This window comes from Selenobaculum gibii (assembly GCF_030273445.1).
Taxonomy (GTDB): domain Bacteria; phylum Bacillota; class Negativicutes; order ICN-92133; family ICN-92133; genus Selenobaculum; species Selenobaculum gibii.
Map to the genome: position 1 here is coordinate 2,399,504 of NZ_CP120678.1, position 24,437 is coordinate 2,423,940.

Annotated in this window: 25 protein-coding genes; 7 read left to right on the forward strand and 18 right to left on the reverse strand. The window is 35.1% G+C overall.

Annotated features, from left to right (window positions below; translation table 11 throughout):
• Nucleotides 1-24: 24 nt before the first annotated feature.
• Both P3F81_RS11420 and P3F81_RS11425 read right to left on the reverse strand, forming a co-directional pair.
• On the reverse strand, nucleotides 25-162 hold the full coding sequence (locus tag P3F81_RS11420) for a hypothetical protein (protein WP_177505525.1): 138 nt from the start codon (nucleotides 160-162) through the stop codon (nucleotides 25-27).
• 68 nt (nucleotides 163-230) lie between these two features.
• Nucleotides 231-1,187: a phenylacetate--CoA ligase family protein gene (locus P3F81_RS11425; protein WP_147669651.1), complete on the reverse strand. Its 957-nt coding sequence runs from the start codon at nucleotides 1,185-1,187 to the stop codon at nucleotides 231-233.
• Between the two features lie 239 nt (nucleotides 1,188-1,426).
• Between P3F81_RS11425 and P3F81_RS11430 the strand changes: the two genes are divergently transcribed.
• Nucleotides 1,427-1,816: a hypothetical protein gene (locus P3F81_RS11430; protein WP_147669650.1), complete on the forward strand. Its 390-nt coding sequence runs from the start codon at nucleotides 1,427-1,429 to the stop codon at nucleotides 1,814-1,816.
• Here the strand turns inward: P3F81_RS11430 and P3F81_RS11435 are convergent.
• Nucleotides 1,806-2,525 carry a polysaccharide deacetylase family protein gene (locus tag P3F81_RS11435; protein WP_309320413.1) on the reverse strand — a complete coding sequence of 240 codons (720 nt, stop codon included), beginning with the start codon at nucleotides 2,523-2,525 and terminating at the stop codon, nucleotides 1,806-1,808. The genes P3F81_RS11430 and P3F81_RS11435 overlap by 11 nt on opposite strands.
• A gap of 133 nt (nucleotides 2,526-2,658) precedes the next feature.
• Between P3F81_RS11435 and P3F81_RS11440 the strand changes: the two genes are divergently transcribed.
• Complete coding sequence (locus tag P3F81_RS11440; protein WP_147669648.1) at nucleotides 2,659-3,825, forward strand: D-alanyl-D-alanine carboxypeptidase family protein; 1,167 nt, start codon at nucleotides 2,659-2,661, stop codon at nucleotides 3,823-3,825.
• On the opposite strand, the gene P3F81_RS11445 is transcribed toward P3F81_RS11440, so the two are convergent.
• Together P3F81_RS11445 and P3F81_RS11450 are read right to left on the reverse strand one after the other, a co-directional pair.
• Nucleotides 3,822-4,604 (reverse strand): CheR family methyltransferase, encoded by a 783-nt coding sequence (locus P3F81_RS11445; protein WP_147669647.1) that lies wholly within the window; start codon nucleotides 4,602-4,604, stop codon nucleotides 3,822-3,824. The two genes, P3F81_RS11440 and P3F81_RS11445, sit on opposite strands and share 4 nt — an antisense overlap.
• Nucleotides 4,605-4,800: 196 nt before the next feature.
• On the reverse strand, nucleotides 4,801-5,130 hold the full coding sequence (locus P3F81_RS11450; RefSeq protein ID WP_309320416.1) for a helix-turn-helix domain-containing protein: 330 nt from the start codon (nucleotides 5,128-5,130) through the stop codon (nucleotides 4,801-4,803).
• Nucleotides 5,131-5,356: 226 nt separating this feature from the next.
• Between P3F81_RS11450 and P3F81_RS11455 the strand changes: the two genes are divergently transcribed.
• Complete coding sequence (locus P3F81_RS11455; protein ID WP_309320417.1) at nucleotides 5,357-5,512, forward strand: hypothetical protein; 156 nt, start codon at nucleotides 5,357-5,359, stop codon at nucleotides 5,510-5,512.
• Nucleotides 5,513-5,628: 116 nt separating this feature from the next.
• On the opposite strand, the gene nadC is transcribed toward P3F81_RS11455, so the two are convergent.
• The 6 genes from nadC to P3F81_RS11485 all read right to left on the reverse strand — a co-directional run bounded on the left by nadC (nucleotide 5,629) and on the right by P3F81_RS11485 (nucleotide 10,841).
• The gene (nadC, locus tag P3F81_RS11460) at nucleotides 5,629-6,474 is read right to left on the reverse strand and encodes a carboxylating nicotinate-nucleotide diphosphorylase (protein ID WP_147669646.1); all 846 of its coding nucleotides are present in this window, start codon (nucleotides 6,472-6,474) and stop codon (nucleotides 5,629-5,631) included.
• An 11-nt stretch (nucleotides 6,475-6,485) separates the two neighbouring features.
• On the reverse strand, nucleotides 6,486-8,063 hold the full coding sequence (nadB, locus tag P3F81_RS11465) for an L-aspartate oxidase (RefSeq protein ID WP_147669645.1): 1,578 nt from the start codon (nucleotides 8,061-8,063) through the stop codon (nucleotides 6,486-6,488).
• A 12-nt stretch (nucleotides 8,064-8,075) separates the two neighbouring features.
• Complete coding sequence (gene nadA / locus P3F81_RS11470) at nucleotides 8,076-8,984, reverse strand: quinolinate synthase NadA (protein ID WP_147669644.1); 909 nt, start codon at nucleotides 8,982-8,984, stop codon at nucleotides 8,076-8,078.
• 223 nt (nucleotides 8,985-9,207) lie between these two features.
• Complete coding sequence (locus P3F81_RS11475) at nucleotides 9,208-9,636, reverse strand: flavodoxin (protein WP_147669643.1); 429 nt, start codon at nucleotides 9,634-9,636, stop codon at nucleotides 9,208-9,210.
• A 10-nt stretch (nucleotides 9,637-9,646) separates the two neighbouring features.
• Nucleotides 9,647-10,210, reverse strand: a complete 564-nt coding sequence (locus tag P3F81_RS11480) for a DUF3793 family protein (protein ID WP_309320418.1) — start codon at nucleotides 10,208-10,210, stop codon at nucleotides 9,647-9,649.
• The gene (locus tag P3F81_RS11485) at nucleotides 10,203-10,841 is read right to left on the reverse strand and encodes an HD-GYP domain-containing protein (protein ID WP_147669641.1); all 639 of its coding nucleotides are present in this window, start codon (nucleotides 10,839-10,841) and stop codon (nucleotides 10,203-10,205) included. The genes P3F81_RS11480 and P3F81_RS11485 overlap by 8 nt, the downstream gene beginning before the upstream one ends.
• 355 nt (nucleotides 10,842-11,196) lie before the next feature.
• Here P3F81_RS11485 and P3F81_RS11490 point away from each other — a divergent pair, with 355 nt between their 5' ends.
• From P3F81_RS11490 to P3F81_RS11500, 3 genes are all read left to right on the forward strand, one after another.
• Nucleotides 11,197-13,536 (forward strand): transporter substrate-binding domain-containing protein, encoded by a 2,340-nt coding sequence (locus tag P3F81_RS11490; protein ID WP_147669640.1) that lies wholly within the window; start codon nucleotides 11,197-11,199, stop codon nucleotides 13,534-13,536.
• A gap of 38 nt (nucleotides 13,537-13,574) precedes the next feature.
• Nucleotides 13,575-14,363 (forward strand): response regulator, encoded by a 789-nt coding sequence (locus P3F81_RS11495; protein WP_147669639.1) that lies wholly within the window; start codon nucleotides 13,575-13,577, stop codon nucleotides 14,361-14,363.
• Between the two features lie 304 nt (nucleotides 14,364-14,667).
• Nucleotides 14,668-15,357, forward strand: a complete 690-nt coding sequence (locus tag P3F81_RS11500) for a TVP38/TMEM64 family protein (RefSeq protein WP_147669638.1) — start codon at nucleotides 14,668-14,670, stop codon at nucleotides 15,355-15,357.
• Between the two features lie 26 nt (nucleotides 15,358-15,383).
• Here P3F81_RS11500 and P3F81_RS11505 read toward each other — a convergent pair whose 3' ends face one another.
• The 5 genes from P3F81_RS11505 to galE all read right to left on the reverse strand — a co-directional run bounded on the left by P3F81_RS11505 (nucleotide 15,384) and on the right by galE (nucleotide 21,811).
• Nucleotides 15,384-16,112, reverse strand: coding sequence for a nuclease-related domain-containing protein (locus P3F81_RS11505; protein ID WP_147669637.1), 729 nt, complete (start codon nucleotides 16,110-16,112; stop codon nucleotides 15,384-15,386).
• Between the two features lie 6 nt (nucleotides 16,113-16,118).
• A complete protein-coding gene (locus P3F81_RS11510) occupies nucleotides 16,119-18,122 on the reverse strand; it encodes an LTA synthase family protein (RefSeq protein WP_147669636.1) in 2,004 nt (667 codons plus the stop codon).
• A 133-nt stretch (nucleotides 18,123-18,255) separates the two neighbouring features.
• Nucleotides 18,256-19,014 (reverse strand): DeoR/GlpR family DNA-binding transcription regulator, encoded by a 759-nt coding sequence (locus tag P3F81_RS11515; protein WP_147669635.1) that lies wholly within the window; start codon nucleotides 19,012-19,014, stop codon nucleotides 18,256-18,258.
• Between the two features lie 82 nt (nucleotides 19,015-19,096).
• Nucleotides 19,097-20,818, reverse strand: a complete 1,722-nt coding sequence (locus tag P3F81_RS11520; protein ID WP_309320419.1) for an ABC transporter ATP-binding protein/permease — start codon at nucleotides 20,816-20,818, stop codon at nucleotides 19,097-19,099.
• 3 nt (nucleotides 20,819-20,821) lie between these two features.
• Nucleotides 20,822-21,811 carry a UDP-glucose 4-epimerase GalE gene (gene galE, locus P3F81_RS11525; protein WP_147669634.1) on the reverse strand — a complete coding sequence of 330 codons (990 nt, stop codon included), beginning with the start codon at nucleotides 21,809-21,811 and terminating at the stop codon, nucleotides 20,822-20,824.
• Between the two features lie 159 nt (nucleotides 21,812-21,970).
• On the opposite strand from galE, the gene P3F81_RS11530 reads away from it, so the two are divergent.
• On the forward strand, nucleotides 21,971-22,636 hold the full coding sequence (locus P3F81_RS11530; RefSeq protein ID WP_147669633.1) for a hypothetical protein: 666 nt from the start codon (nucleotides 21,971-21,973) through the stop codon (nucleotides 22,634-22,636).
• Between the two features lie 56 nt (nucleotides 22,637-22,692).
• Here the strand turns inward: P3F81_RS11530 and P3F81_RS11535 are convergent, their stop codons facing one another.
• Both P3F81_RS11535 and P3F81_RS11540 read right to left on the reverse strand, forming a co-directional pair.
• Nucleotides 22,693-23,370, reverse strand: coding sequence for a GGDEF domain-containing protein (locus P3F81_RS11535; protein WP_147669632.1), 678 nt, complete (start codon nucleotides 23,368-23,370; stop codon nucleotides 22,693-22,695).
• A gap of 238 nt (nucleotides 23,371-23,608) precedes the next feature.
• Nucleotides 23,609-24,382, reverse strand: a complete 774-nt coding sequence (locus P3F81_RS11540) for a histidinol phosphate phosphatase (RefSeq protein WP_147669631.1) — start codon at nucleotides 24,380-24,382, stop codon at nucleotides 23,609-23,611.
• Between the last annotated feature and the right edge of the window lie 55 nt (nucleotides 24,383-24,437).

A 24,437-nucleotide genomic window follows, 5' to 3' on the forward strand; every position in this document is an offset into this window, starting at 1 on the left:
GCAACACCCTTTGTCTTGAGGAGACTAGTCCATAACTTCTCGTATTACATATTTTGCAGCCTGATAAGCAATAAATCCTGCTGCTGCAACCTTCATCACATCAGTCATATCGTTTGCGTGACTTAATTGGCGAAGCGTACGACGATATTTATTACCAAACATAATAACACCTCCTCGATTGATAATATAACCAATCAAGAAGAAAAAAAACGAGCTTTTATTTGGAAAATTTATGGAACATGTATTCTTGCTAATGTTCTTCCGCAAGAGCATTTCTCATGGTCTAAAGTAACTAAAACACCTGTACGATACCGAATGATTGGCATCGCTTCTGAAATAAGGGAGGTTAATACAAGTTCTCCCATTCTTCCATCTCGAATCACTTGCCCATCAGCTAAACTCACAACTTCTGGATAAAAATAATCTTCCTGAATATGATATCCCTTCTTAGCGTTACACGCACAAGCGATTCCAGGAGTAAAAAGCTCCGGTATTGAATATAAGTTAAATACTCTTCCGCCGATGCGACTGGCGATATGAGCTGCCATATTACTCTTGATCCCATTATGACTTAAAAAAATTGTTTTAACCGACATCGACTGCAAATCATAGTCAAGCGCTTGCGCAGCGACCACCAATTGTAAAATGTGTTGTGGATCACTAATTAATGTCGACACATGTAATTTATTAATAACATCCAATTGTTCTTCTAATTTTCCTGTAGGGACTGATACCACCGTTGCACCCAATACCTCAGCAGCATGCTGTAATCCTAACACATCAGCTGTTAAATGTCCGCTACAAATCTGAATTATCGAAGATATATCTACACCACCAGCAACCAATGCCCGTGTAGTCATCTCCGTGGCTCTCTCAAGATCTCCAGCAGTATATGCCCTAGCAATTGTTTTTTTACCTTCACCGATCATATGCAACCGAACAATTTCACTCATTGGCATAGCAAGCATTCCAAATGGTGCATTGGCAATTAAATCGTCCTTTGTTGTAAAGGGAAGTTTTTTTATATCATCTAAAGATTGAATATCTTCCACATTTATATTTTTCCATTGAGCACGATAGAAAGAACTTTTTTCATGTGCCCACTTCACTATCTTTTGCAATCTCTCCTTTTGCAACTGACGCATTGCAGCACGTGACATCGTTTCTATTCCTATATTGCAATACATGAATACTCCTCCATCAATGGCATAACTGAAGCTATTTCAGCAAAAACCTATTTATTACTGCAAAAAATTCTAATCCATAAGCTACCCTGGCTTTTTCCTTATCCCAATGGATAAAATAATAAGCAGTAAATAAAGTCGTAAGATAGTTAAATAAAAATTTATAAAAGTAATCTTTGCCAACCAACTATTAATTATATTTTAACACATTTTAGAACATAATAGTTGTGGAGGTGTTTATTTTGTCCGAATTTATTTGTAATCATTGCTCAAATTACATAAACACAGAAGAAAAAATTTGTCCTTATTGTCAATCAAAATTTATTTTTTCCGGGGAAAATAAAAATATAACGGACGAATTTATTCCAAATTGTTTAGTCCATCGTTATGATGGCTCTGATTTGCTCGAAAAAGGAAGAATTTTAAAAGAAGGAAAAGTAAATAATAAAATTGCCTTAAAATTAAAGGATTTCAATCACCCAATTACAGTTTCTAAACATAAAATTTATGATTTAAATCCTGAAATTCTTGCTTCTATTGAAGCACTACGTCAAGAACGTAAAGAAGTGATGGAACATTACGATTTTTTAATCGGTGAATACTGGCATCAATTAGACCCTTTTACCCATTAAAAAATCCCGTTGTTTTCACTTCTTCATGTCTGAGCAATTCATCTATGGTCACAAAGGAATATCCTTGCGCCCTTAAATCGTCAATAATTGTTCCTAACGCTTTGGGTGTTGGCAAGTTAGGCTGCCCATCATGCATCAAGACAATCCCGCCTGGTTTAACATTATCCTCCACGCGTTTAATCATTTCCGACACACTTGGCGATTGCCAGTCATGAGGATCTACCGACCAAAGAATCGTGGTATACCCATGCCGTTTTGCTTCCTCAAGGACATTATCATTGAATAATCCTCCCGGTGGTCTAAAATATCTAGGTTTTGAAGCACATTGACTAATAATAGATTCTGCTTTTGCAAGCTCATCAGCGCAATCTTTAGGGCTCATTTTAGATAAATGGCGATGCGTATAAGAATGGCTGGCAATTTCATGGCCTTCACTCGCTGCTTGTTTTACAATCTCAGGATGCTCTACTGCATTTTCACCCAAAATAAAAAACGTAGCTTTTACATTTTTTTCTTTTAAAACTTCCAAAACTTTTGGAGTTGTTTTAACATTGGGTCCATCATCAAATGTGAGTGCTACAACTTTATCATTCGTATCAATATGCCTTACAATATGTACTTCTTCTACAGCGATACTTTGCCCTATTTTCGCTCCGACCAAAATAATAAAAGCTGTTATTGAAAAAAAATACTGCCACTTTCGTTTCACACGTTCCCCCCCTAATCTATCCAGTATTTTAAATACTACGCAATAGAAATGAGAGTTATGATATTCTTTCGTATGAAATTGACTTACCATCCATATAATCTGTTGAAAAGATTTTAGAGGAGGACTACCGATTATGCACTTTTGGATAAAATTATTCTTGATCTTAACTTTATTACTTCCTATTCCAACTGAAGTAATCGCCAAGCCTGTCCAACTTGAAATTAACGCAGCCGGCGCTATATTAATTGACGCGAAAACAGGGCAGGTATTATATGAAAAAAATTCAAACAAGCAGCTTGCTCCCGCCAGCACAACAAAAATTATGACTGCTATCCTCGCAATTGAAAGCGATAGGTTAGACGAAAAAACGACAATTAGTAAAAATGCCGCATCCGTACAAGGCTCAACTATGCATTTACAAGAGGGAGAGTTAATCAGTTTGCGGGAATTAGTGACAGGTCTCATGATGCGCTCGGGGAATGATGCTGCTGTTGCCATTGCCGAATTTCTTTCCGGTTCCGTAGATAAATTCGTCGTCGAAATGAATAAAAAAGCACGGGAAATAGGTGCTATTCATACGAAATTTCAAAATCCGCATGGTCTGCCAACGAAAGATCATTACTCCACGGCCTATGATTTAGCTTGGATAGCTCGTTATGCGATGAATAACCCAACTTTTGCGGAAGTCGTAAGTACGCGCAACACAAGTATTGATTGGGAGGACAGTGCTGGTAATGAGCATGAGCAAAATCTTAAAAACACCAACAAGTTATTATGGATGCTAGATGAAGCGGATGGGGTTAAAACCGGTACAACAAATGAAGCCGGACCTTGTTTGGTTTCCAGTGCAACAAAAGACGACCAGCGATTAATTGCAGTAACATTAAATGACAAAAACCGTTGGGAAGATTCACAGGAACTTTTAAATTGGGGCTTTGAGACTTTTGATTTATATGAATATCCAATCGAAGAAGAATTATCGAATGAAATAAATCGCATAGCCGTAGAATATGGAATTGATACAACGGTAAAGTTGCAAACTAGCGAAGAACCTTTTGTCGTAATTCCTAAAGGTAAAAGTGACAACCTCATTGCAAAAACCAACGTGCCGAAAAAAATAAATGCCCCTGTTTATCAGGGACAAAAAATCGGCGAAGTACATTTTATCATGAATGATAAAACACTTCGCACGATTGATTTAGTTGCAGCCAACAACGTAGAAGAAAAAACATTGGCAAATTTTCTTCTCAATTATCTCACAACAATTTTTAAATTGTTTTCCAGTTGGGGAATCGTCTAAAAGGGTTTGCGATAGAAAAACGGTAGATAACTAACGTAACCCATATCGCGGAAATTTAGAATCGCTTCTGTACCACCAACGAATAATACGCCGCCTGGTTTAAGCGCCTCAAAGAAGCGTCGATACAATTTATCTTTTGCCTCTTCTGTAAAATAAATAACAACATTGCGACATAAAATCAAATCAAAACCTGTTTCAAATTTATCTAATAGTAAATTATGTCTTTTAAATTCAATACGCGATTTAATATCTTCTGAAACAATATATTTATCATTTTCCAGCTTAAAGTGCCCTTTTTCTCTCGACTGAGAAATATTTTTCACTTCATTTGTCGTATAAACACCTTTTTTTGCTTTTTCCAAAATTTCAATATCTAAATCAGTAGCCAAAATACGATGACGCGTATGAGGGGTTAAATCATTTAGTATCATTGCTAAAGAATAAGGTTCCGCTCCAATGGAGCACCCGGCACTCCATATGTTTAGTTTTGAGTTTTTCTTTAACAATTCCGGAATTACTTTTGCCTCTAATTCCGAGAATTTTTCCGGTGTACGGAAAAACTCGCTCACGTTAATTGTTAAGTATTCTACAAAATCACTAAATCGTTTGGAATCATTTTCAATCAGTTTAAAAAATTCCATATAAGTTTTCGCATTATTTCGTGTCATAAGATTTGTAATTCTACGCTGCATTTGATTTGCTTTATATTGGTTTAAATCTATTTGGGATTTTGCCTTGAATTTTTCTTTAAATAATTCCCAGTCTCTTTCATCAGCCATATTTTCATCTCCTATCACCTTAAAAAACTAAGATTTAATAATATATTAATTCAACATTTTCGAACAAACTCCTACTTGTTTTTATAATATACAAGATAATCTCCATTTGTACCATATTTAAATGTATCAAAACTAAAAGGGTTTAGACTTTATTGTCTAAACCCTTTTAGTTTATATTCCTATTTCTTTAATTTCGCTACTTGATCTTCTTTTTTGTTTCAAGATAATCTAAATACTGTTCCACTTCAGCAATCGTATCCGGATCCGCAGAAATAATTTTATACAAAAGCTTTTCCTTTCTATCTAAAGGATTTTTCTTATTTTTTACGCGCTCAAACTCATCGCGTCCTAGTAAATAATCTATTGTTACATTAAAAAAATCTGCTAAAGCTTTTAATGTTTGTGTATCTGGATCTCTTTTATCATTCTCATAAAAATTATATGACTGTCGGCTAATATTTAAAGCTTTTGCAATATCAGCCTGGCTCAAATTCCTCGCCTCACGTAATTCTCTTAGTCGATGCAATAAAATCACCTCTTAGTGATTAATTATAACAATTAAACCCCATGACAAGTTCTATTAGCAACTTAAAGTAGCTTATTTCCGAACAAGCTACATTTTGTTGACATAAATTCTTGAATAAGATATGATTAAACTTAATATAAGATAATGCCAGCTTATATAAACTTTATATTATAAATAATATATGAAAAAAATATAATTTTATTCTAGCCTTAGAAAGGGGAATATAATGCAAAAAGAAATTACTTTATCTTTAACAGATGAGCTTGATTTAATCACAAAATATGAAGCCGCCGATCTCGGTCTATCGCAAGATGAACTTATCGTTATTTGTATAATGCTAGGATTAAAAGAATATTTATTAACACTTTCCCCACAAAAATAATTTATGCATATACATAAAATAAGAGGTGATTACAAAATCGTAAACAATTTTGTAATCACCTCTTATTTTATTTCATCAATGACTAAGTTACTGATGAAAATCATCTTAATCAAATTTTACTTTATCGCACCAATATCCAAGCTGATATCTAGTGCTTTCACCGAATGAGTAAGCGCCCCAGAAGAGATAATATCTACTCCTGTTTTAGCTATATCAGCAATTGTAGATTCTGTAATACCGCCCGACGCTTCAACAATTGCCGCCCCATCGATTCTTTCCACAGCCTCTTTCATCTGCATTAAGCTCATATTATCCAACATAATAATATCAGCCTTTGCTTTTAATGCCGCTTCCAACTGCTGCATACTTTCAACTTCAACTTCAACTTTTACCGTATGTCCAATTTTTGCCCGCACGCGTTCAATGGCTTCTTTAATTCCGCCCGCAACTTTAATATGATTATCTTTAATCATCACCGCATCATACAACCCTAATCGATGATTTGCTCCACCACCGACGGTAACTGCATACTTTTCCAACATCCGAAGTCCTGGCGTAGTTTTGCGAGTATCAACAATTCGCGCTTTTGTACCTGCGATCAAAACAGCAAACTGCGCTGTTTTCGTTGCTACACCGCTCATACGTTGTAAAAGATTTAGCGCTAATCGTTCGCCTGTTAGAATCGCCCGCGCGTCTCCTTCAATCTCGGCAATAATTGTCCCTTTTGTTAATTTTGTTCCATCTTCAACGCAAGCATGAAAAGAAATCGAATCTGATAACGATTGAAAAACAAGTTTTGCTATATCGACTCCGGCTAAAATCCCCTCTTGCTTTGCATGAATAATTGCTTTCGTTTTTGCTCCTTTGGGTACGATATTATTGGTTGTAATATCTCCACCACCAATATCCTCTAAGAGCCACTCTTCAATTTGATGCTTTACTTGTATTTGAGAAAACTCCATCTTCTTTCCTCCTATTTGCGCTGAATAATATGCTTGCGCCATAACCCTAAACGTTCTGGATAATCACTACGATAATGTCCGCCACGACTCTCCGTACGCATATTCGCGGCAGAGCAAATCAAAGCACTCGTCATTAACATATTTAAGTATTCAATTTGCTCTATATCCGCAGTCTCACGATTAAACCAGAATTCGCGTTTTGCATTGAAGAATGCTTCCGCTTGCATTAACCCATCCTGACAGCGAATTAATCCGATGTAATTCGTCATCACTTGTTTTAACTCTTGCAGCTTCGCTTGAATATCCGTTAATTCAGCCGCTTTTCTCAGCTCATTATATTCCCACTCGCTATGCTTTATCTCAACATTTCCTTTAGCAAGTATCCGATCAATAATTCTTTTCCCATATGCCAAGCCTTCTAATAATGAATTGCTTGCCAAACGATTTGCCCCATGAAGCCCTGTACAGGAAACTTCACCAGAACAGTATAATCGCTCAATTGAACTTTCTCCCCAACGATCAACTTTCACTCCACCCATCATATAATGTGCCGCTGGAGCAACGGGTATAAAATCTTTCATAACATTTATACCATAATCAAGGCATGTTGCTGTAATCGTTGGAAAATGCCGATCAATATTTTCAATACCACTGACATCAAGGTACACGTAATCTGATTCATCTGCTTGCATCTCATTAAAAATAGCCCTTGCAACAACATCACGTGGTGCCAAATCAGCTAATTCATGATAACGTGGCATAAAGCGTTCGCCCTTCGCATTTCTAAGCACACCACCAGCACCACGTACCGCTTCGGAAATTAAAAAATTTGGTATATTCGGAGCAGCAAGTGAAGTTGGATGGAATTGAACAAATTCCATATCCATTACCTCTGCACCAGCACGATATGCTATCGCAACACCACTACCTGTCGCACCATCGGGATTCGTTGTATGGCAATACAGTTGTCCTAACCCCCCGCTCGCTAAAATCACAGAGTTTGCCCGAATAACTTCTAAATCTTTATGTTTATGTAAAATAAGTGCACCTTCGCAAATATTGTCTTCCACTAATAAATCTACAACAAAATGATGTTCCAACAATTTTATATTTGGTAGCGCTTTTACCGCTGCGAGTAATGCACGAACTACTTCAGCTCCCGTTGCATCCCCTTTGGCATGAATTACACGATTTCGACAGTGACAACCCTCACGCCCCAAACATATCCCATTTTCATCGTAGTCAAAAACGGCGCCTAAATTCATCAATTCCTTGACTTCCTTGCGTCCCTCTTTCACTACAATTTTAACTGTTTCTTCATCACACAGACCTGCACCTGCAACCAAAGTATCTGCAAGGTGTAAATCCAATGAATCATCTGCACCTAAAGCTACAGCAATCCCACCTTGCGCTTTGTTTGTATTGCTGTCAAGCAGCGTATCCTTTACAGCGATAACGACAGAAAGCCCTGCGTGAGCAGCATTCCAAGCAGCCATTAATCCAGCCACCCCGCTGCCAATTACAAGGCAATCCGTTCGCATCTGTCTAAGCTCTTTCGTATTAAAATTTAACGCATATCGACGCTCCATGACGTCACACTCCTAACGACAAACCTCTAGCATCTTAGTCAAACTTCCGACAGCTTTTTCTCTCATTTCAGCCGGAACAATTACCCGCGGCTCTAATGTTTCTAATGATTTCTTTATCTTTTCCAAACTGATTTTTTTCATATTTGGACAAACCATAGAATCACTTGCTAAGTAAAACTTCTTCTTTGGATTGTCCTTTTCTAGCTGATGAAAAACACCACATTCCGTAGCAATGATAAATTCATCATGAGCACTTGCTTTTGCATAATTGATAATTTCCGTTGTGCTTCCAATATAATCAGCTTTCGCAAGAACATCCGCAGGACATTCAGGATGGGCAAGGACTTTTGCATTTGGATGCTCCTCGCGCATATCTTCCACTTCTTCCACAAATAATCCATGGTGAACAGGACAAAAACCAGGCCAAAACTCCATTTTTCTATTTGTTTTTTCACTTACGTATGCACCAAGATTTTTATCCGGGACAAACAAAATGTCCTTATCTTTTGGAATAGAATTTACTATTTTAATTGCATTTGCTGATGTACAACAAATATCACTTAATGATTTTACTTCCGCAGTCGTATTTACATAAGCTACAACTACAGCATTCGGCATTTCAGCTTTCTTTTTCGCCAATGCAGCGCCTGAAATCATTTCTGCCATACGACAACCAGCATCTGCTGCTGGTAATAATACAATTTTATCCGGTGATAAAATATTTGCAGTCTCTGCCATGAAATGCACACCACAAAACACGATTACGTCCGCATTTGTATTTGCCGCTTTACGTGATAAATCCAAAGAGTCACCAACAAAATCAGCAATTTCTTGAATTTCTCCGGGTTGATACAAATGCGCTAAAATTACCGCATTTCGTTCTTTTTTTAACTTCATTATATCTGCAATTAAATCGCTCATGAAAATACTCTCCTACAAAAAATCTATCTAAAAACCTATGCAAAGCAGAATAAACCAAGTTTTTCTCTATGCTTTACATGTGAACATTCATGTTTGAAATTATAATACTATTTCAATCTTATCGCAAGTATGTATACATAAAACAAAAATACCGACAATTTGACAAAAATATCAAAACTATCGGTAAATGAAATCAAAAATTTATTTTATAAAGGGGAACAGGTTAACAAATTGCAAAGTTAAATCCAAATCGCTCACATTTTTTCTCATCTTCCGAATCGGGCACTTCATTAATGATAAGACCTTCTTCAAATAAATCCGCACCGAACGATATTACACGATCCTGCCAGTTCCTCATCCATTCTCCATCACCCCAGCCATAAGACCCAAATAACGCGACTTTTTTCCCCTTTAACAGTTCTTCAATACTTGTAAAAAGAGGTTCAAATTCACTTTCTTCCAAAACTTCACATCCCATAGACGGACATCCAAAAGCAAATCGATCAAAACTTTCCATATCAGCTATATTAAATTCACTGACATGAAAAAGAGTGCCAACATTGCCGCTATTTTCAACTCCTTTACTCATCGCTTTCGCCATTTTTTCTGTATTTCCAGATCCACTCCAATAAATTACTGCAACCTTTTTCATCTTATCTCTCCTATCCTACTTTTAATAAATTCAACAAACTTTCACCTTTTTGTAATCTTCTGCAAAAAATCTCACTACAGCGTGTATATTTATGAAAAATTTGTTCCGCATTATATACATTGGTATAAACTTTCCAATATCCATTCATCTTGAAATTTTTCCCATTATACTTTAAAAATCCAACAACATCATCATAAGGGAATCCTAAAAACAAACCAATTTCATGCGGAAAATCTTTTTTTATTCGCATTCTTAACTTCAAATGTTCAATTTTATCTTTTAGAGAATCTTCAATATCATAGCCTAGTCTTTGTAAGAATAATGCGATTCTATCTTCCTTCAAAGTTTTTGCTAAATCTTTTTCTTGATAAATAAATAAGAGGATATAACGCTCAGTTTCTACTAACGTCGTAATCTCTATTCCTTTGCAATTTAAACATTGATTATATTCTTCCATTAAAGATTTCCACTCAGAAAAATTCTTTTTCTGTAAAGAAATTACGGTGCCGTCTTTTATCCCTGCTAATGTCGGGGCACCATAGAATGCTAACATTTTTTCAAATTTCTCACACAAAATCATCCCTCCTTGCTTTTTTATTATAATTTATTTGATAATGATTTTCAATATCAAATAAATTATAATTTTTACATAACTGTACAATACATGAATCGAATTGCGTTCCCGAGCAGCGGATGAGCTCTTTTACCGCTTCATCGGTACGCAAAGCCGTTCGATATGCTCTAGCACTCGTCATCGCATCAAAAGCATCTGCAATTGATACAATTCTTGCACCGATTGATATTTCATTTCCCCTCAATCCATCAGGGTATCCATTCCCATCTATACGCTCATGATGATGGCGAACAATATCAATAATAGAATCTAACACACTAATTTTTCCAACAATTTCAGCACCTATACAAGTATGATTTTTCATTACCGCAAATTCTTCGCCTGTCAATTTTCCTATTTTATTTAAAATTGCATCAGGTATGCCTATCTTACCTATATCATGTAAATGAGCACCAATATGAATGCGAAGCTGTTCCTTTTTAGTAAAATTCATCTGTTTCGCTATTTTTAAAGATAACTCCGCAACTCTTTCGGAATGACCACAAGTATATGGATTCTTTGCATCTAATGCAGTTCCTAGCACTTCAACAATTTCGTGCAAAAATTCATCAAAAAATAAATGTTTCTCCATGAAAAGTTTTCTCCTAAAATACTTTTTTAGAAAATCTTATCTACGTTTATTACATTCTATATTGCTTATAATCAAAGAGCTGCCCAATATCGTTAGAATATTGAGCAGCCTTTGAATTTATATATTTGAGAGTCGATATTGATAATATAACATAAATGATATTGAATATCAATATCATTTATGTTATATTTTTTATTTTTTTAAAATTTATATTTTATTGAGGTTTTTTTTAAAGCATGATAGAATTCAAAAAGGATAACTCTTCCTTTTTTATTAATCATCTCCTATAAAATTATATTAATTTCTAAAGTAATCTGATATTTTCACGCTAAGATCTTCCACGGAGGTATATCCAATGCTCAGAAAACCAATTTTATTTTATATTATCTTTCTTTATCTATTTGCAATTTTCTTTTCATTCGGTGAAGTGTTTGCCAAAGAGAAAAAAATAATTAAAGTCGGATATACCAATTATGCAAACCTAATTGAGAAAAAGTCTGATGGCAACTTTGATGGCTATGGAGTTAACTATTTAGCTGAAATTGCTAAATATACAGGTTGGGAATACGAATTTATTAATAACACTTGGGGAAATAGCTTGGATAGCTTAAAAAAAGGTGATATTGATTTAATGTTACCTGTTAAATATACAGATGAACGTAATGAATATTTTGATTATTCAAAGTATCCCATTGGCTTTGAATCGAGCGTTATCTACACAAATCAAGCAGATGCTTATTATAACGATGCCAAGTTTCTTGAAGGGAAACGAATTGGGATAGTAAAAAAAAGTTTTGAATCTGACACGTTAACACATTATGCAAAAGAATATGATTTTAGTTATATACCTATAGAATATGAATCTACTGGACAAATGCTTACTGCTTTAGAGCAACAAAATGTAGATGCTATATTAAGCGGGAGTTTATTCCACCCAATAAATTTAAAGGTGATTGCGAAATTTTATCCAGAACCGCTTTATTTCATTACTCGAAAAGATGACATTGATGTTATGCGTTCACTTAATGATGCATTAACGCAGATTAAAACCCATTCACCTTATTTTGATACAGCCTTGTACCAAAAATACTATGGAAATAGCGATTATAGTATTCAGCCTTTTTTTACACGCGAGGAAGCTGAACTCGTTCAAAATATGCCACCCATTAAAATAGGTCTCATTTCTAATCGTCATCCCATCGCTTTCAAAGATGCTTCCACTGGCGAAATGGCTGGAATTTCTAAAGACATTTTGACCTTAGTCAGTGAAATTACTGGTCTAAAATTTGAATTTGTTCCTATTCCCTCTGGAGTAAATCCACTTTATTACCTTCAAACAAACGACATTTCTTTTGTTGTCTATCCTAGTATAGATACCCCAACTCTAATAAATAATGATTTTATCATTCCAAGTTCTCTCCTTACAACCTCTTTAATGATTGTCGGTAGATCTGGCGAAAGTTATAGTGCGTCAGATAAGCCTACAGTCGCAATTTTATCTGGTCTAGATGTCTATGATGAGATTGTAAAAAAGAACTTTCCCAATTGCAAGATAACCCATTTAGAAAGTGTTGAAGAATGTTTAAATGCCGTAAAAAATCATAAAGCCGATTTAATGATTCAAAATTCTTATGTTCTTGATTATCAGCTGCAAAACCCACAATTTGAAGACCTTGCTATTCATCCCACTGCCCTTTCCTATGAACAAATATCTATAGCATGTTTAAAAAGTATCGATCCTCGACTTATCACCCTACTAAATAAAACTATCAATTCTTTACCCAAAGCTGAAATCGACCAATGTATTATTAAAAACACCGTAGCTAAGCCATACAAATTTACAATCAAAGATTTAATTTATAAATATGAATATCCGTTAATATGTATCTCTATATTAGCATCATTTTGTATTTTTCTTATTTTATATACCTTAAAACAACGTCACCAACACATCAAAATCTTACAAGCAAAAAACAAAGAATTATCTAAAGCCATTTTACAGGTCAAAACAGTAAATGAAGCTAAAAGCCGTTTCTTATCTAACATTTCACAAGAACTAAGAGCACCGATGAACGCAATTATTGGAATAACGGAGTTGGCAAAACAAAATATAAGTAACATCCCCAAAATGAAATTTTATTTAACGAAAATATCTTTTGCTTCAAAGATACTACAGAACATTGTAAATGATGTTTTGGATATGTCAGCAATTGAAACTTCTAAATTGAAAATTTCTCATACAATTTTCGATTTAACACAAACTTTATCTACTTTAAATTCTATGTATTATGCACAATGCAAAGAAAAAAATATAGAGTTTGATTTAATCATAAGGGGTATGACGGAGGAAATCGTTCGAGGCGACCAAATGCGCTTAAATCAAATTTTATTAAACCTTCTATTTAATGCATTAAAACGCACAAAACAAAATGGTAAAATCCAGCTTATTGTTACCCAAGAAGACATTAAGGAAAATAAAGTTTATCTACAATTTACAATTTTTGATACTGGAATTGGAATTCCAAGCGAAATAAAAAAAGAAATATTCCACACCCTTGAACAAGCGTTCATTTCTGATCCTATAAAATTTAAAGGTTCAGGGCTTGAGTTATCTATTGTAAAAAACTTGGTAGATTGCATGGATGGTACCATTTCTCTTAAAAACGTTGAAAAAAAAGGAAACTTTTTACAGTAACACTTCCATTTGGTTTAGTTGAAAAAAAATCATCCAAAGTGCCACCTTTATATAAAAATATTCGCATTCTATTCATCGATGATAATGTTAACAGCGTAGAATATGCCTCATTTATTTTAAACCAAATGAATCTCACCTACGATTATGCAAAATCTGGGGAAAGTGCATTAGATTTTATTAAGGCGGAGTACTATGAACTATGCTTTATTAATTATGATTTGATTAATAAAGATCCTACACTTCTTAAGAAACTTCGCGAAACATCTCTTCAAAATATATTTATTACGATTTTTTCAGCATATTATTTACTTCATACTATTGAATCAATACAAGCCGATGGAGCAAATTTAGTTTTAACTAAACCATTTTTCAAATCTACTCTTTTTGATGCTTTTATCGCATTATCCACAGAAAATCACTTAAACGAATCTACACCCCACCATTCTTTTAACTTTTCCGGACATTGTGTATTGCTATTAGAGTCTAACGACACGAATTTAAAAATTCTTTATGAACTTTTGAACATTACAGGCATTAAAATTATTACAGCCAATAACGGGCAAAAAATTGTCGATAAATTTTTAACGGCATCCAAAAACGAATTTGATTTAATTTTTATTGATATAGATAATTTATCATTAGGCGGTTATCAGGCGATTGAGAGGATTAGAAACTGCACACATGATTGCGCAAAAACAATCCCAATTATCGCAATAAAATCAGATTTATCTATTACAGGTGAAGATTCGAGTGAAATAACCGATAGAATCATCAAACCTATTGATGCCCGTAAATTATATCCATTATTAAAAAAATATATCAAATAAACCTTTTATTCTTTTTTAAATTTCCATGTAATATATTAACTATAGGATAAAAATTTTTAATAAGCGAAAAATAACATAAGACTTGCTTCATAGGAAGTGTATCTTCTTAAAAAATCCCATAAAAAGGCAGATTATTTCTGTCTTTTTATTTTTACAATAACTTTTTTAGAATTAAAGATTGTCATCCTCTTACAAGAACGCTATGATAGAAACAAGACTTTTTCAGTGACCGACCTATTGGCGTAGCGATTCACCCATGGTCTCAACTTGGTCACCCCATTTTATATAAATCGGAGGGACTCCCTTGCAATCAATAAAAACTGAAACGTATTTAAAAATCTTTGTGCTTGCTCTGCTGATTTTTGTTATTGTTGCCATATATTTATTTAACCCTAACTTTTTCCCTTTATTATGGGCAATTACAACGAGCGGCGACATTGATAAAATCGCTGAGTATCTACGCTCTTTTGGAGTTTGGGCAATGTTGCTTAGTTTTATCATAGATGTACTAATCAACGCGCTTGGCTTTTTACCATCAATTTTTATTTCAACCGCAAACGGTGTTGTTTTTGGTATTGGCTGGGGAGTTGTCATTTCCTGGCTTGCAGAAACAGTAGGTGTTGTCATTAGTTTTATTTTGATGCGTAGTATTTTACGCTCTTCCGCGGAGCGATTAATTGCTAAGAGCAATTATCTGCAAAAAATTGATGAGTTCAGTGGTGAAAATGGCTTTAAAATGATGCTAATCGCTCGGACATTACCTTATTTTCCCTCGGGAATTATTACGGCCATCGGAGCACTCAGCCAAATCAGTCTACGAGATTACATTATTGCCAACCTAATCGGCAAATTCCCCTCAACTGCACTAGAAGTCATCATTGGGCATGATGCTGTCAACTATGACAAAAATATCGATCGATTAGCAATTATAGTAATCGTTGCCGTCCTTGTATACGGCGTTATTCTCTGGTATCAAAGAAAGTTTAAAAAATAAAGCTGCCCATAGGCAGCTTTATTTTTTTAGCAAAGCATTCTCAACCGCTTAATCGTTCGTTTAAAATCATCACGACTGAATTCAGTGCTCGGTTCATAGTTTAATATATAGTTTTCAACATCTTCACTCGAAGTAAACACTTTTGTTTTCGTCGTTTTTACAAAAACACTTGCATTAGGGTTGCTAAAAACCAAAATTCCCTCCACCCATTGACGGCGTATTCCCTGACTACGCAGATATTGTGCAATATTACGGGCATGACGTTTTGTCTGCCTGATTGGATTTTTCATTTTATTACAATAAGTTTTTCCGTGCTTACCTATTTTTTCTTGCTTCCACTCATCCTCTTCTTCTGACCCACGAATAAATCCATTGTGATTCTTTACCTCTATTGCAAAAATCCCATTTTCACCAACAACTAGAATATCTATTTCATCTGCACAATTTTTTTCATTCAATCGACAATTGGTAAAAATTCGATATTGATTTGGCAAATATTTTTTTAAATGTTTTAGTATCTGTTTTTCCCCTTTTGCACCAACACGAAATATTTTTGCCCTGCGCCAATAATAATACGCCATAAAAAAGAAAATACATGGCAAATAGTTATATATATTACCAAAACTACTCCAATCACTAAACTTAAAAAGATAGATCCAGTATGCGATTGGCAATAAAAACAAAATTATACTCCATAAAAAGTATTTACTTGCTTTTACGTTTAAACTTCTGCTTCCTTTATGCAAGATTGCCATAACAAATTACCCTTTCTTCTCTACCAACTGATTCCCATATTTGCTACGCCACCAAGAAATACTGCGAATCATTTCTACATTTTCATTGATTTTCTTCATATCTGGCTCTCCCTGTGCATTTACGTTAAAGCGATATGGCTGTGGGCCAATTTCTGTTATTCCAATATCATCTGGCGTAATCCAAAAACCATAATTTATCCCCATTACATTGCCTCTCGTCAAGCTTTCTCCCAATGCATAATATTCAAAGCCTTTTGGTGCGATTAACTCCATTAGTGTTGCCGTGATATTAATATGACTGCCTGCCGCTCTTTCTGGCAGGCTATTTTTATCAATCCCCACACCACTAACAATAAGCGGAATTGCATAACGCTCGTATCTATTTGGAGTCTTATCTATATTCAATCTGTCCGCATGATCACCAACGATGATAAAAATACTGTCCGGATAAATTTCTCGAGCCTTACTTACAAAATGGGCCAGCTGCTTATCTGCATACCAAAAATGCCCCAATTTTTTTAATAAGTCTTCATCATTTTTCATTTCTTCTGGCAAGGCATTTCGAACTAACTCTTTATCAAATCCAGCTTTCTCTAAGTCAACAGTAAACGGCGAGTGGTTGGATACATTAAGTACCAAGTTAAAGCTCATCTTATCATTCTTACTACCATCTAACACTGCGTTGTACAAATATTCATCATCACAGCCCCATACATTACCTTCTGTTTCTCCATAATCACCGCGTCCATAAAACTTATCAAATCCCTGTGCCAACGCAAAATCATGAATCCGCTCCCACGAATTTGGTCCTGCATACCAAAAACACGTCTCATAGCCAAGTTTTTTCATATTCACTGCAATTGCCGTTGGATACGCTTCACGGTACGCTTCTGGTAAATGTGTCAAATATAAATTTGCATCAGCAAAACCTGTCAAAATTCCCATGACTCCAGAAATTGTGCTCATCCCATTAGGCAACATTGATCCAAGATAATCACTATCGGAGCGATTGATTATCTCTTTGACTCCATCTGTAATATGCAAATTCTCATATTTAGAAAGTAACGGCCAGTTTGCATAACTTTCCGAAACAATAAGAAAAACATGTTGCGGCGGTTTCTCACGCAAGCCAACAGCATGATGCTTTAAATAATCATCCAAATTATTTGAATTTAGCTTTTTTCCCGACAAAGCTTCAGCGTAATGTTGAATTTGCTCTGGCTCAAACGCTAGTCCTGTAGAATTCTCTAATCGGCTATCCATTTCGTAAGAGCGATATAACGCTTGCACATCATCGAGAATTGCTTCATTGAGTAATTGATCCTTCGTTACCCCAGCATTTTCCCAATCAATATCCCCAACATAGCTCAGGCTGCCACCAAAGCGAATCCATAAAATCGCCTGATAAAGTAAACAAATAAAAACCACGCGCAAACAAATCGTATAGTTCACTTTAGACATGCGTGGCAACCGCCATACATGACCCCAATTCTGCCACCACAAGAAAATACGACAAATAAAAAATCCAGCAATTCCAACCCCCAAAAGACGAACTGGCAGTTGAAACTCTTCTATTAAAGAAATGAACAATGCATAGGTATCATCTTTAAACGTATTAAAAATCAATTGATTAAATCCTGAATGAAACTGCTCATAATATGGAATTCGCGCAAAAAATAGCAGCGTTAATAGAACTATCCATATACAGCCTGTTATCTGCAAAAATTGCGTTCCTTTGTATGGACGATATAAATATCCAATACAACCGACCAAGAAACCGATTGCTGTTAAAAGTCCCATGCTTTTCATACTAAGCCTTAATCCATAGAAAAGAGCAGTAACTATGTCCACCCCTTCTGTTGCTAAACCCAAATATGTATACATCAAACCGATGAATAAAATTCTATATCCGCAAACTAAAAACAATAAAAAAAGAAATAACTTCCCAGCCTGCCATAATAACTCATAAAAGTTATCCCAATTCAGTACTTGTCGCCAATAATTCGCCAAAATTATAGCCCCCTCTCCTAAGAAAGTAAAACACTAGACAGTTTCTACTTAATTAGACAAAATCTTTTTACCAATATAAAAACAGCCTCGCAAAAGGCTGTTTTTATGAGGTATCCCACACTATCCTTTAATTTTAGATTAGCTCTATACTATATTGTGTTACTTTATTCTTCACTACATCACTTAATCCCATATCTGTAATCATACCATCAAAATCTGTGATAGCAGCATATTTATAATTTCCATCATGGCTGAATTTATTTACTTCTGCCAATAAATAGGTCCGCCGACTTGTCTTTAATGCCGCATCTTTCGTCAAGCCGTCATCTACGCCATACGTCGTAACCTCATTATCATAGACATTAATTCCTGCTGCCCCCAAAAAAGCAATATCGAATTTAAATTGCAATAATATCTGTATCGTCATTGCGCCGAAAAAACCATCTCGCTCATCATTTAATTCGCCGCCGACAAAAATTACGCGTTGGGTCGCTTCTTTTAAAACGAGCAATACTTCAAGCATATTTGTAATAACCGTAATTTTTTTATTAGAAACTGCAATCAACTTTGCAACTTCAATATTTGTCGTAGAAAGATCGAGAAATACTACATCGCCCTCTTGTATCAGTTCTACCGCCTTACTAGCAATTATTTTTTTCCCTTCGAGATTCTGACATTTCCTTGCACTCACTTCAATCGCATGCGGATTAGAGCGAATACTAACCGCACCACCATAAGCGCGTTTTAATAAATTTCTTTTTTCTAATGATGCCAAATCTTTGCGAATACAATCTTCCGTAACATCAAAGCGTTCACTTAGTTCTTTGACCTTTACTTTTCCAAATTTACGCACCATCTCTAAAATTTGCTCTTTGCGTTCCTCAACAAACATCTTCTCACTCCAATAAAACAAGACTTAATTCAGGAAGATTTTAGCTTCGTCTGAATTTTAGTCGCAATCGAGAATATTTCCATCAAATCATACTAAACTGCCAATTTCCATCACCAGATAAATGCAATTGTTGCTTATGATATTGATGTAATGTCGAACGATGTCCAATACTTAAAATTGCAGCGTTCGGCAAATTTTCTTTTAATAATTTATACATCACAGCTTCCGTTTTTTCGTCAAGTGCTGATGTAGATTCATCTAAAAATACAATATCAGGTTTCGCTAACAAAACCCTGGCAAAAGCCACCCGCTGCTGCTCACCCAATGATAAGATTCTCGACCAATCATCCACTTCATTTACTCTATCAAAAAAATGTATAAGTTCACATTTTTCCATTACATTTTTTATTTCCTGCTGCGAAACCAAACTGTTCTCCTGTGGATACAGCAAGGCATCACGCAAACTTCCCAAAGGCAAATATGGACGCTGTGGTAAAAAGAAGCACTGATGACCATCTGGAATCTGCACCTCACCTTCTCCAAAAGGCCAAATCCCAGAAATCGCTCGTAACAATGTACTTTTTCCACATCCAGAATCTCCTGTAATTAAGATAGTTTCGCCAGGTGCAATATTAAAATTCAAATTGTTTAATAGCACACGCCCTGTTGGCAAAGTAACATCTAAAGATTTCACCTGGAAATTATTATCTTGAACAGGTTTGATTTGTGTTTCTCCTTGGATCTGTTCAACCTTTTCCATATTATTCGTAAAGTTCACTAAACGATTAACGACCGACTGCCACTGTGCAATCGTCGCATAGCTCTCAACAAAGAACGATAACGCCGTTTGTACTTTATCAAAAGCAGTCAAAGTCTGCATAATCCCGCCCCATTGGATCTGTTTGGCAAAATAAGCTGGTACAATCAAAAAGATTGGTACAATAATTGCAGTCTGCCCATAGATATTTACAAACCAGGACAATCTTTTTTGATATTTCATTAATGAAAAATAGTTTTTTACTACAGATCTAAAGCGCCCCTCAACATTTTTATTTTCCGCTTTTTCACCACCATAAAAAGCTATGCTTTCACCATTTTCACGATAGCGAATTAACCCAAAACGAAAATCCGCTTCCAAGCGCTGTTGATCAAAATTGAGTCTAACGAGCGGGTTCCCAATTTTTGTTGTTAAGTAGGTTCCACCAATTGCATAAATTAAGCATATCCATACCATATAGCCATGAATTTCAAGACTCATACTTCCAAGCGGCAAGGCAATGACACCTGACAACTGCCATAAAATAACGATAAAAGCAACTAGCGTTGTAATCTGCCGTAAAAAACCTAATAATAAAGTTAACGTTAATTCCACAAAATCGCGAATATCTTCCGTCATACGTTGATCAGGATTATCCGTTTGATTTTCAATCACCTGCATTTTATAATAATTGCGCGCCTGTGACCACTTGTCTAAATAGGACTTCGTCATCCACTTTCGCCAATTAATCTGTAACATTTGCCTTAAATAAATTGAATAAACCGATAGTGCAACATACGTAAATGCCACTACAGAAAAATATCCAATAAGCGGCAAAAAACTATCTTTATCATAATTTTGCAAAGATGTATAAAATTCGTTATACCATTGATTAAGTAAGACAAGCGCATAGACAATTGCAAAGTTCATTGCAATAACGATGCCAAAAAGCCCTCTCGCTTTCCACTTTTCTTCACTATTCCAATAACCTTTTGTTAACTTCCATACGCCTCGAAAAAAATCTCGATTCATATTTAATTTTTCCATATACTACCCCTCTACAAAACCATTTGGATGATTTTGATGCCATTTCCAAGCAGATGCAATTACTTTTTCTACATCTGTATATTCAGGCTGCCACCCTAGCTCTTTTTTAATCTTCTCAGAACTAGCAATCAATATCGCAGGATCCCCTGCTCTTCTTGGCGTTATTTCTTTTTTTATCGTTATTCCCGTGACTTTCTCAGCCGTCTCAATAATTTCTTTTACCGAAAAACCATTGCCATTACCAAGATTATATACCGCAGACTCAGCGCCTTTAAATAAGGCTTTTAATGATAAAATATGCGCCTTTGCTAAATCATTCACATGAATGTAATCGCGAATGCAAGTCCCATCTTCCGTTGGATAATCATCACCGAAAATTTTAATCGCATCCCGCTTGCCTAAACAAGTTTGCAACACCAATGGAATCAAATGACTTTCTGGAGTATGATCTTCGCCAATATCTCCATGCTCATCCGCACCGCAGGCATTAAAATAACGCAATGCAATATACTTTAATCCATAAGCCTTTGCATAATCAGCCATCGCATTTTCCATAATTAATTTTGTTCTGCCGTAAACATTCGTTGGCTCTTTGCGTGCTGATTCGTCGATTGGAATCAGTTCTGGCTCTCCATAAACAGCGGCAGTTGACGAAAAAACCAGCTTATTTATTCCACACTCTTGCATTACATTCAGTAAATTCAAAGTCCCGTTCACATTATTATGATAATATAACTGCGGATTTTCCATCGATTCGCCTACTAAACTATATGCTGCAAAATGAACAACTGCTTCTATTTTATATTGCTCCATCGTTTCTTTTAAAAGCTTTGTATCGAATAAATCACCTTCAACGAAACAACTATTTTTTACAGATTCATGATGCCCTTTTATTAAATTATCATAAACGATGACCCTATGGTCTTCTTTTTCCAGCATTCGAACAGTATGTGAACCTATATATCCAGCTCCACCCGTAACTAGTATACGCAAAACATCCGCCTCCAATTAACATATTAATCTTCAGTATAAATTGATTTTTTTTACACTGCAACTATTTTAGGAAAATAATTGTGATTCATTCCCCTTGCAGGAAATCAACGAAACATGTAGAATGAGCTTTGAATAGCTGAAAAGAATGGAGGTATTTCCATGCCCGACTTAAACCCATTTCCAATACAATTAGCTTTATTCATTTTACTTTTTGCTAGCCTTGAAATTGCATTGATTATAAAAGACAAACATAAGCTTGCTGTCATTTTAGCCTGCTCTTTTACCTTAGTCTTTCCTCTTATGTTGCCTAAACCAATCGATACTGATTCAACGGTGCGTTTAACCATCGCTGAGCAGGAAGAGCTTGTCAAGGAACATGAAATATTTTCTGAATGGTATACCGACTACAACAAAACAATAGATCGATTGGATTCACTTTGGCAAAAATATCATCGAATTACTAGACTTGTCCAAGATGATGAAATTCAAATCATTAACGCTTCTATTCGGATGGACCAAATAAATGAAGATTCCCAAGCTATAAACGAAGAAATTGAAAAATTAAAAGTTCCCGAGCAATTATCGCCAGAAATACGCATGCAAATACAACAAATCATCACAAAAACACAAGAATATTCAAAACTTCAACACTTAATTGTTGAGAAAAGTGCACATGCATTAGATAGCCAAAATAGCAAGAATAAAAACCGGGAATTAATCGTTAGAGAATTACAATCAATATTAATTCTTAACAATCAACCAAATTTAGATGTTTTGCCCCATATTGCAAACATAAAAGATTACTTTTCCTCAAAAAAAATCTAATTTATACTTTCACCAGATTCAAAAAAAGGATTGACCGCTTAACGCTGTCAATCCTTTTACGCTTCCATAACCATCGTGGTAACTGAATTTTTCATTTTCTTTGCATGGTATAACATGTGGTCCATTTCCTGTATTAAGGCGGTTGTTCTAGCAGCTTCCCCAACCTCAATTACCCCAACACTTACTGTTACATATTCACATTCTTCTGCCACGGTTTTACGAATACGCTCGGCAATCAGTTTTGCACAAGCTAAATCTGTATATGGAAAAATAATAACAAATTCATCTCCACCTATACGGACAATTGAATCTGTAGCTCTTATATTTGCCTTTAATACATCAGCAACTTTTCTTATCGCTTTATCACCAAAATCATGACCATAACAATCATTGATCTTTTTAAAGTCATCCATATCAATTAAAGCTAAACATAAATCATTTCCGTTCTTCTCTTTACCTTTTAGTTCGGCTTTAATTCGAGTCGAAAAATATTTACGGTTCCAAGTATCCGTCAAGAAATCACGATATGCCCAATGATGGAGAATACTTATAATTCTTCCGATTAACAATCCCAAGGAAGCTAATATCACAGTAAAAAACAGCCACATTGTACTCATCGTAATATCGACAGCCTCTAACTCTATAGCTAGGCTGATTCCATACATAATCAAACCCACGAAAAGGCCGCCTATCCCCAAAACATATTTAGCGTTTTGAAATAATTGATGTTTCACTTCTCTATCCCCTCGTCAAACATACTGCAAAATCCATTTTACTGAGGAACCCATATGCAAATTAATTTCCTTACAATCTCTTTGCTGAGAAAATAAGAAAAGCTATCTATCTGCGCTTATAAGAAAAATATAATAAATGAAACAGTAGTAATTATTTTGTTTATCATAGCATAACCACCATATTTTGTCTATGAAAATTCTGACATAAGGTAAACAAAAAAATTCGACTACAAAGCACTCATTCCGCCATAATTATAGGTTTTCTCGAACTAAAATATACTGGTTGAAGTCCACATTCTTTAGCAAATGAATTCGCCGTTGTAAAATAATTCCCTACTGCTTGTGGCGTATGAGCATCAGACCCAAAAGTGACAAATTCCCCACCACTCGCTTTAAATTGTTTATAAATAGGCATTAAAGCATCTATCACTTTTTTATCACCAAAACGCCTTGTATTAATCTCCATCGCTAGCCCTTTATCGGCCGCAATTTGAAGAATTAAGTCAATCTGCTCTTTAAATTCATGATAGTGAATTTCTGGATCGACATACTTCCCATAACGAGCAATATAATCTATGTGCCCTAACGAATCAATAAAATCATACATCTCCAGACATTTCAGCATAGCATTAAAGTATTCATTATAAACTTTTGCTTTTTCCCTGCCTTGATAGAAAATATCATAGTAGATATCAATATTTCCAACCATGTGGATTGAACCAATCACATAATCAAAAGGGTACTGTATAATGACTTTTTTCAATGCATCTAAGCATTCTGGGCGCATTCCTATTTCAATTCCCAACTTAACATCATTGCCACGATATTTTTTATACTTTTTAAAATACTCATCAAAATCAAAAGTAAAATCGGCTAAATCAGGATAATTATAATCCAAATGCTCCGTTGTAATGATTCCAATTTTCTGTTTGTCAGCTTCTCGTTTTGCCTCTTCAAATAACATTGTAGAATCGGCTGAAAAATCTGTATGTAAATGTGAATCAAAAATCATAAAACAAATCCTCCAAACAAAACATCATTGCGACTTACCCATGTTATCCTTTTCT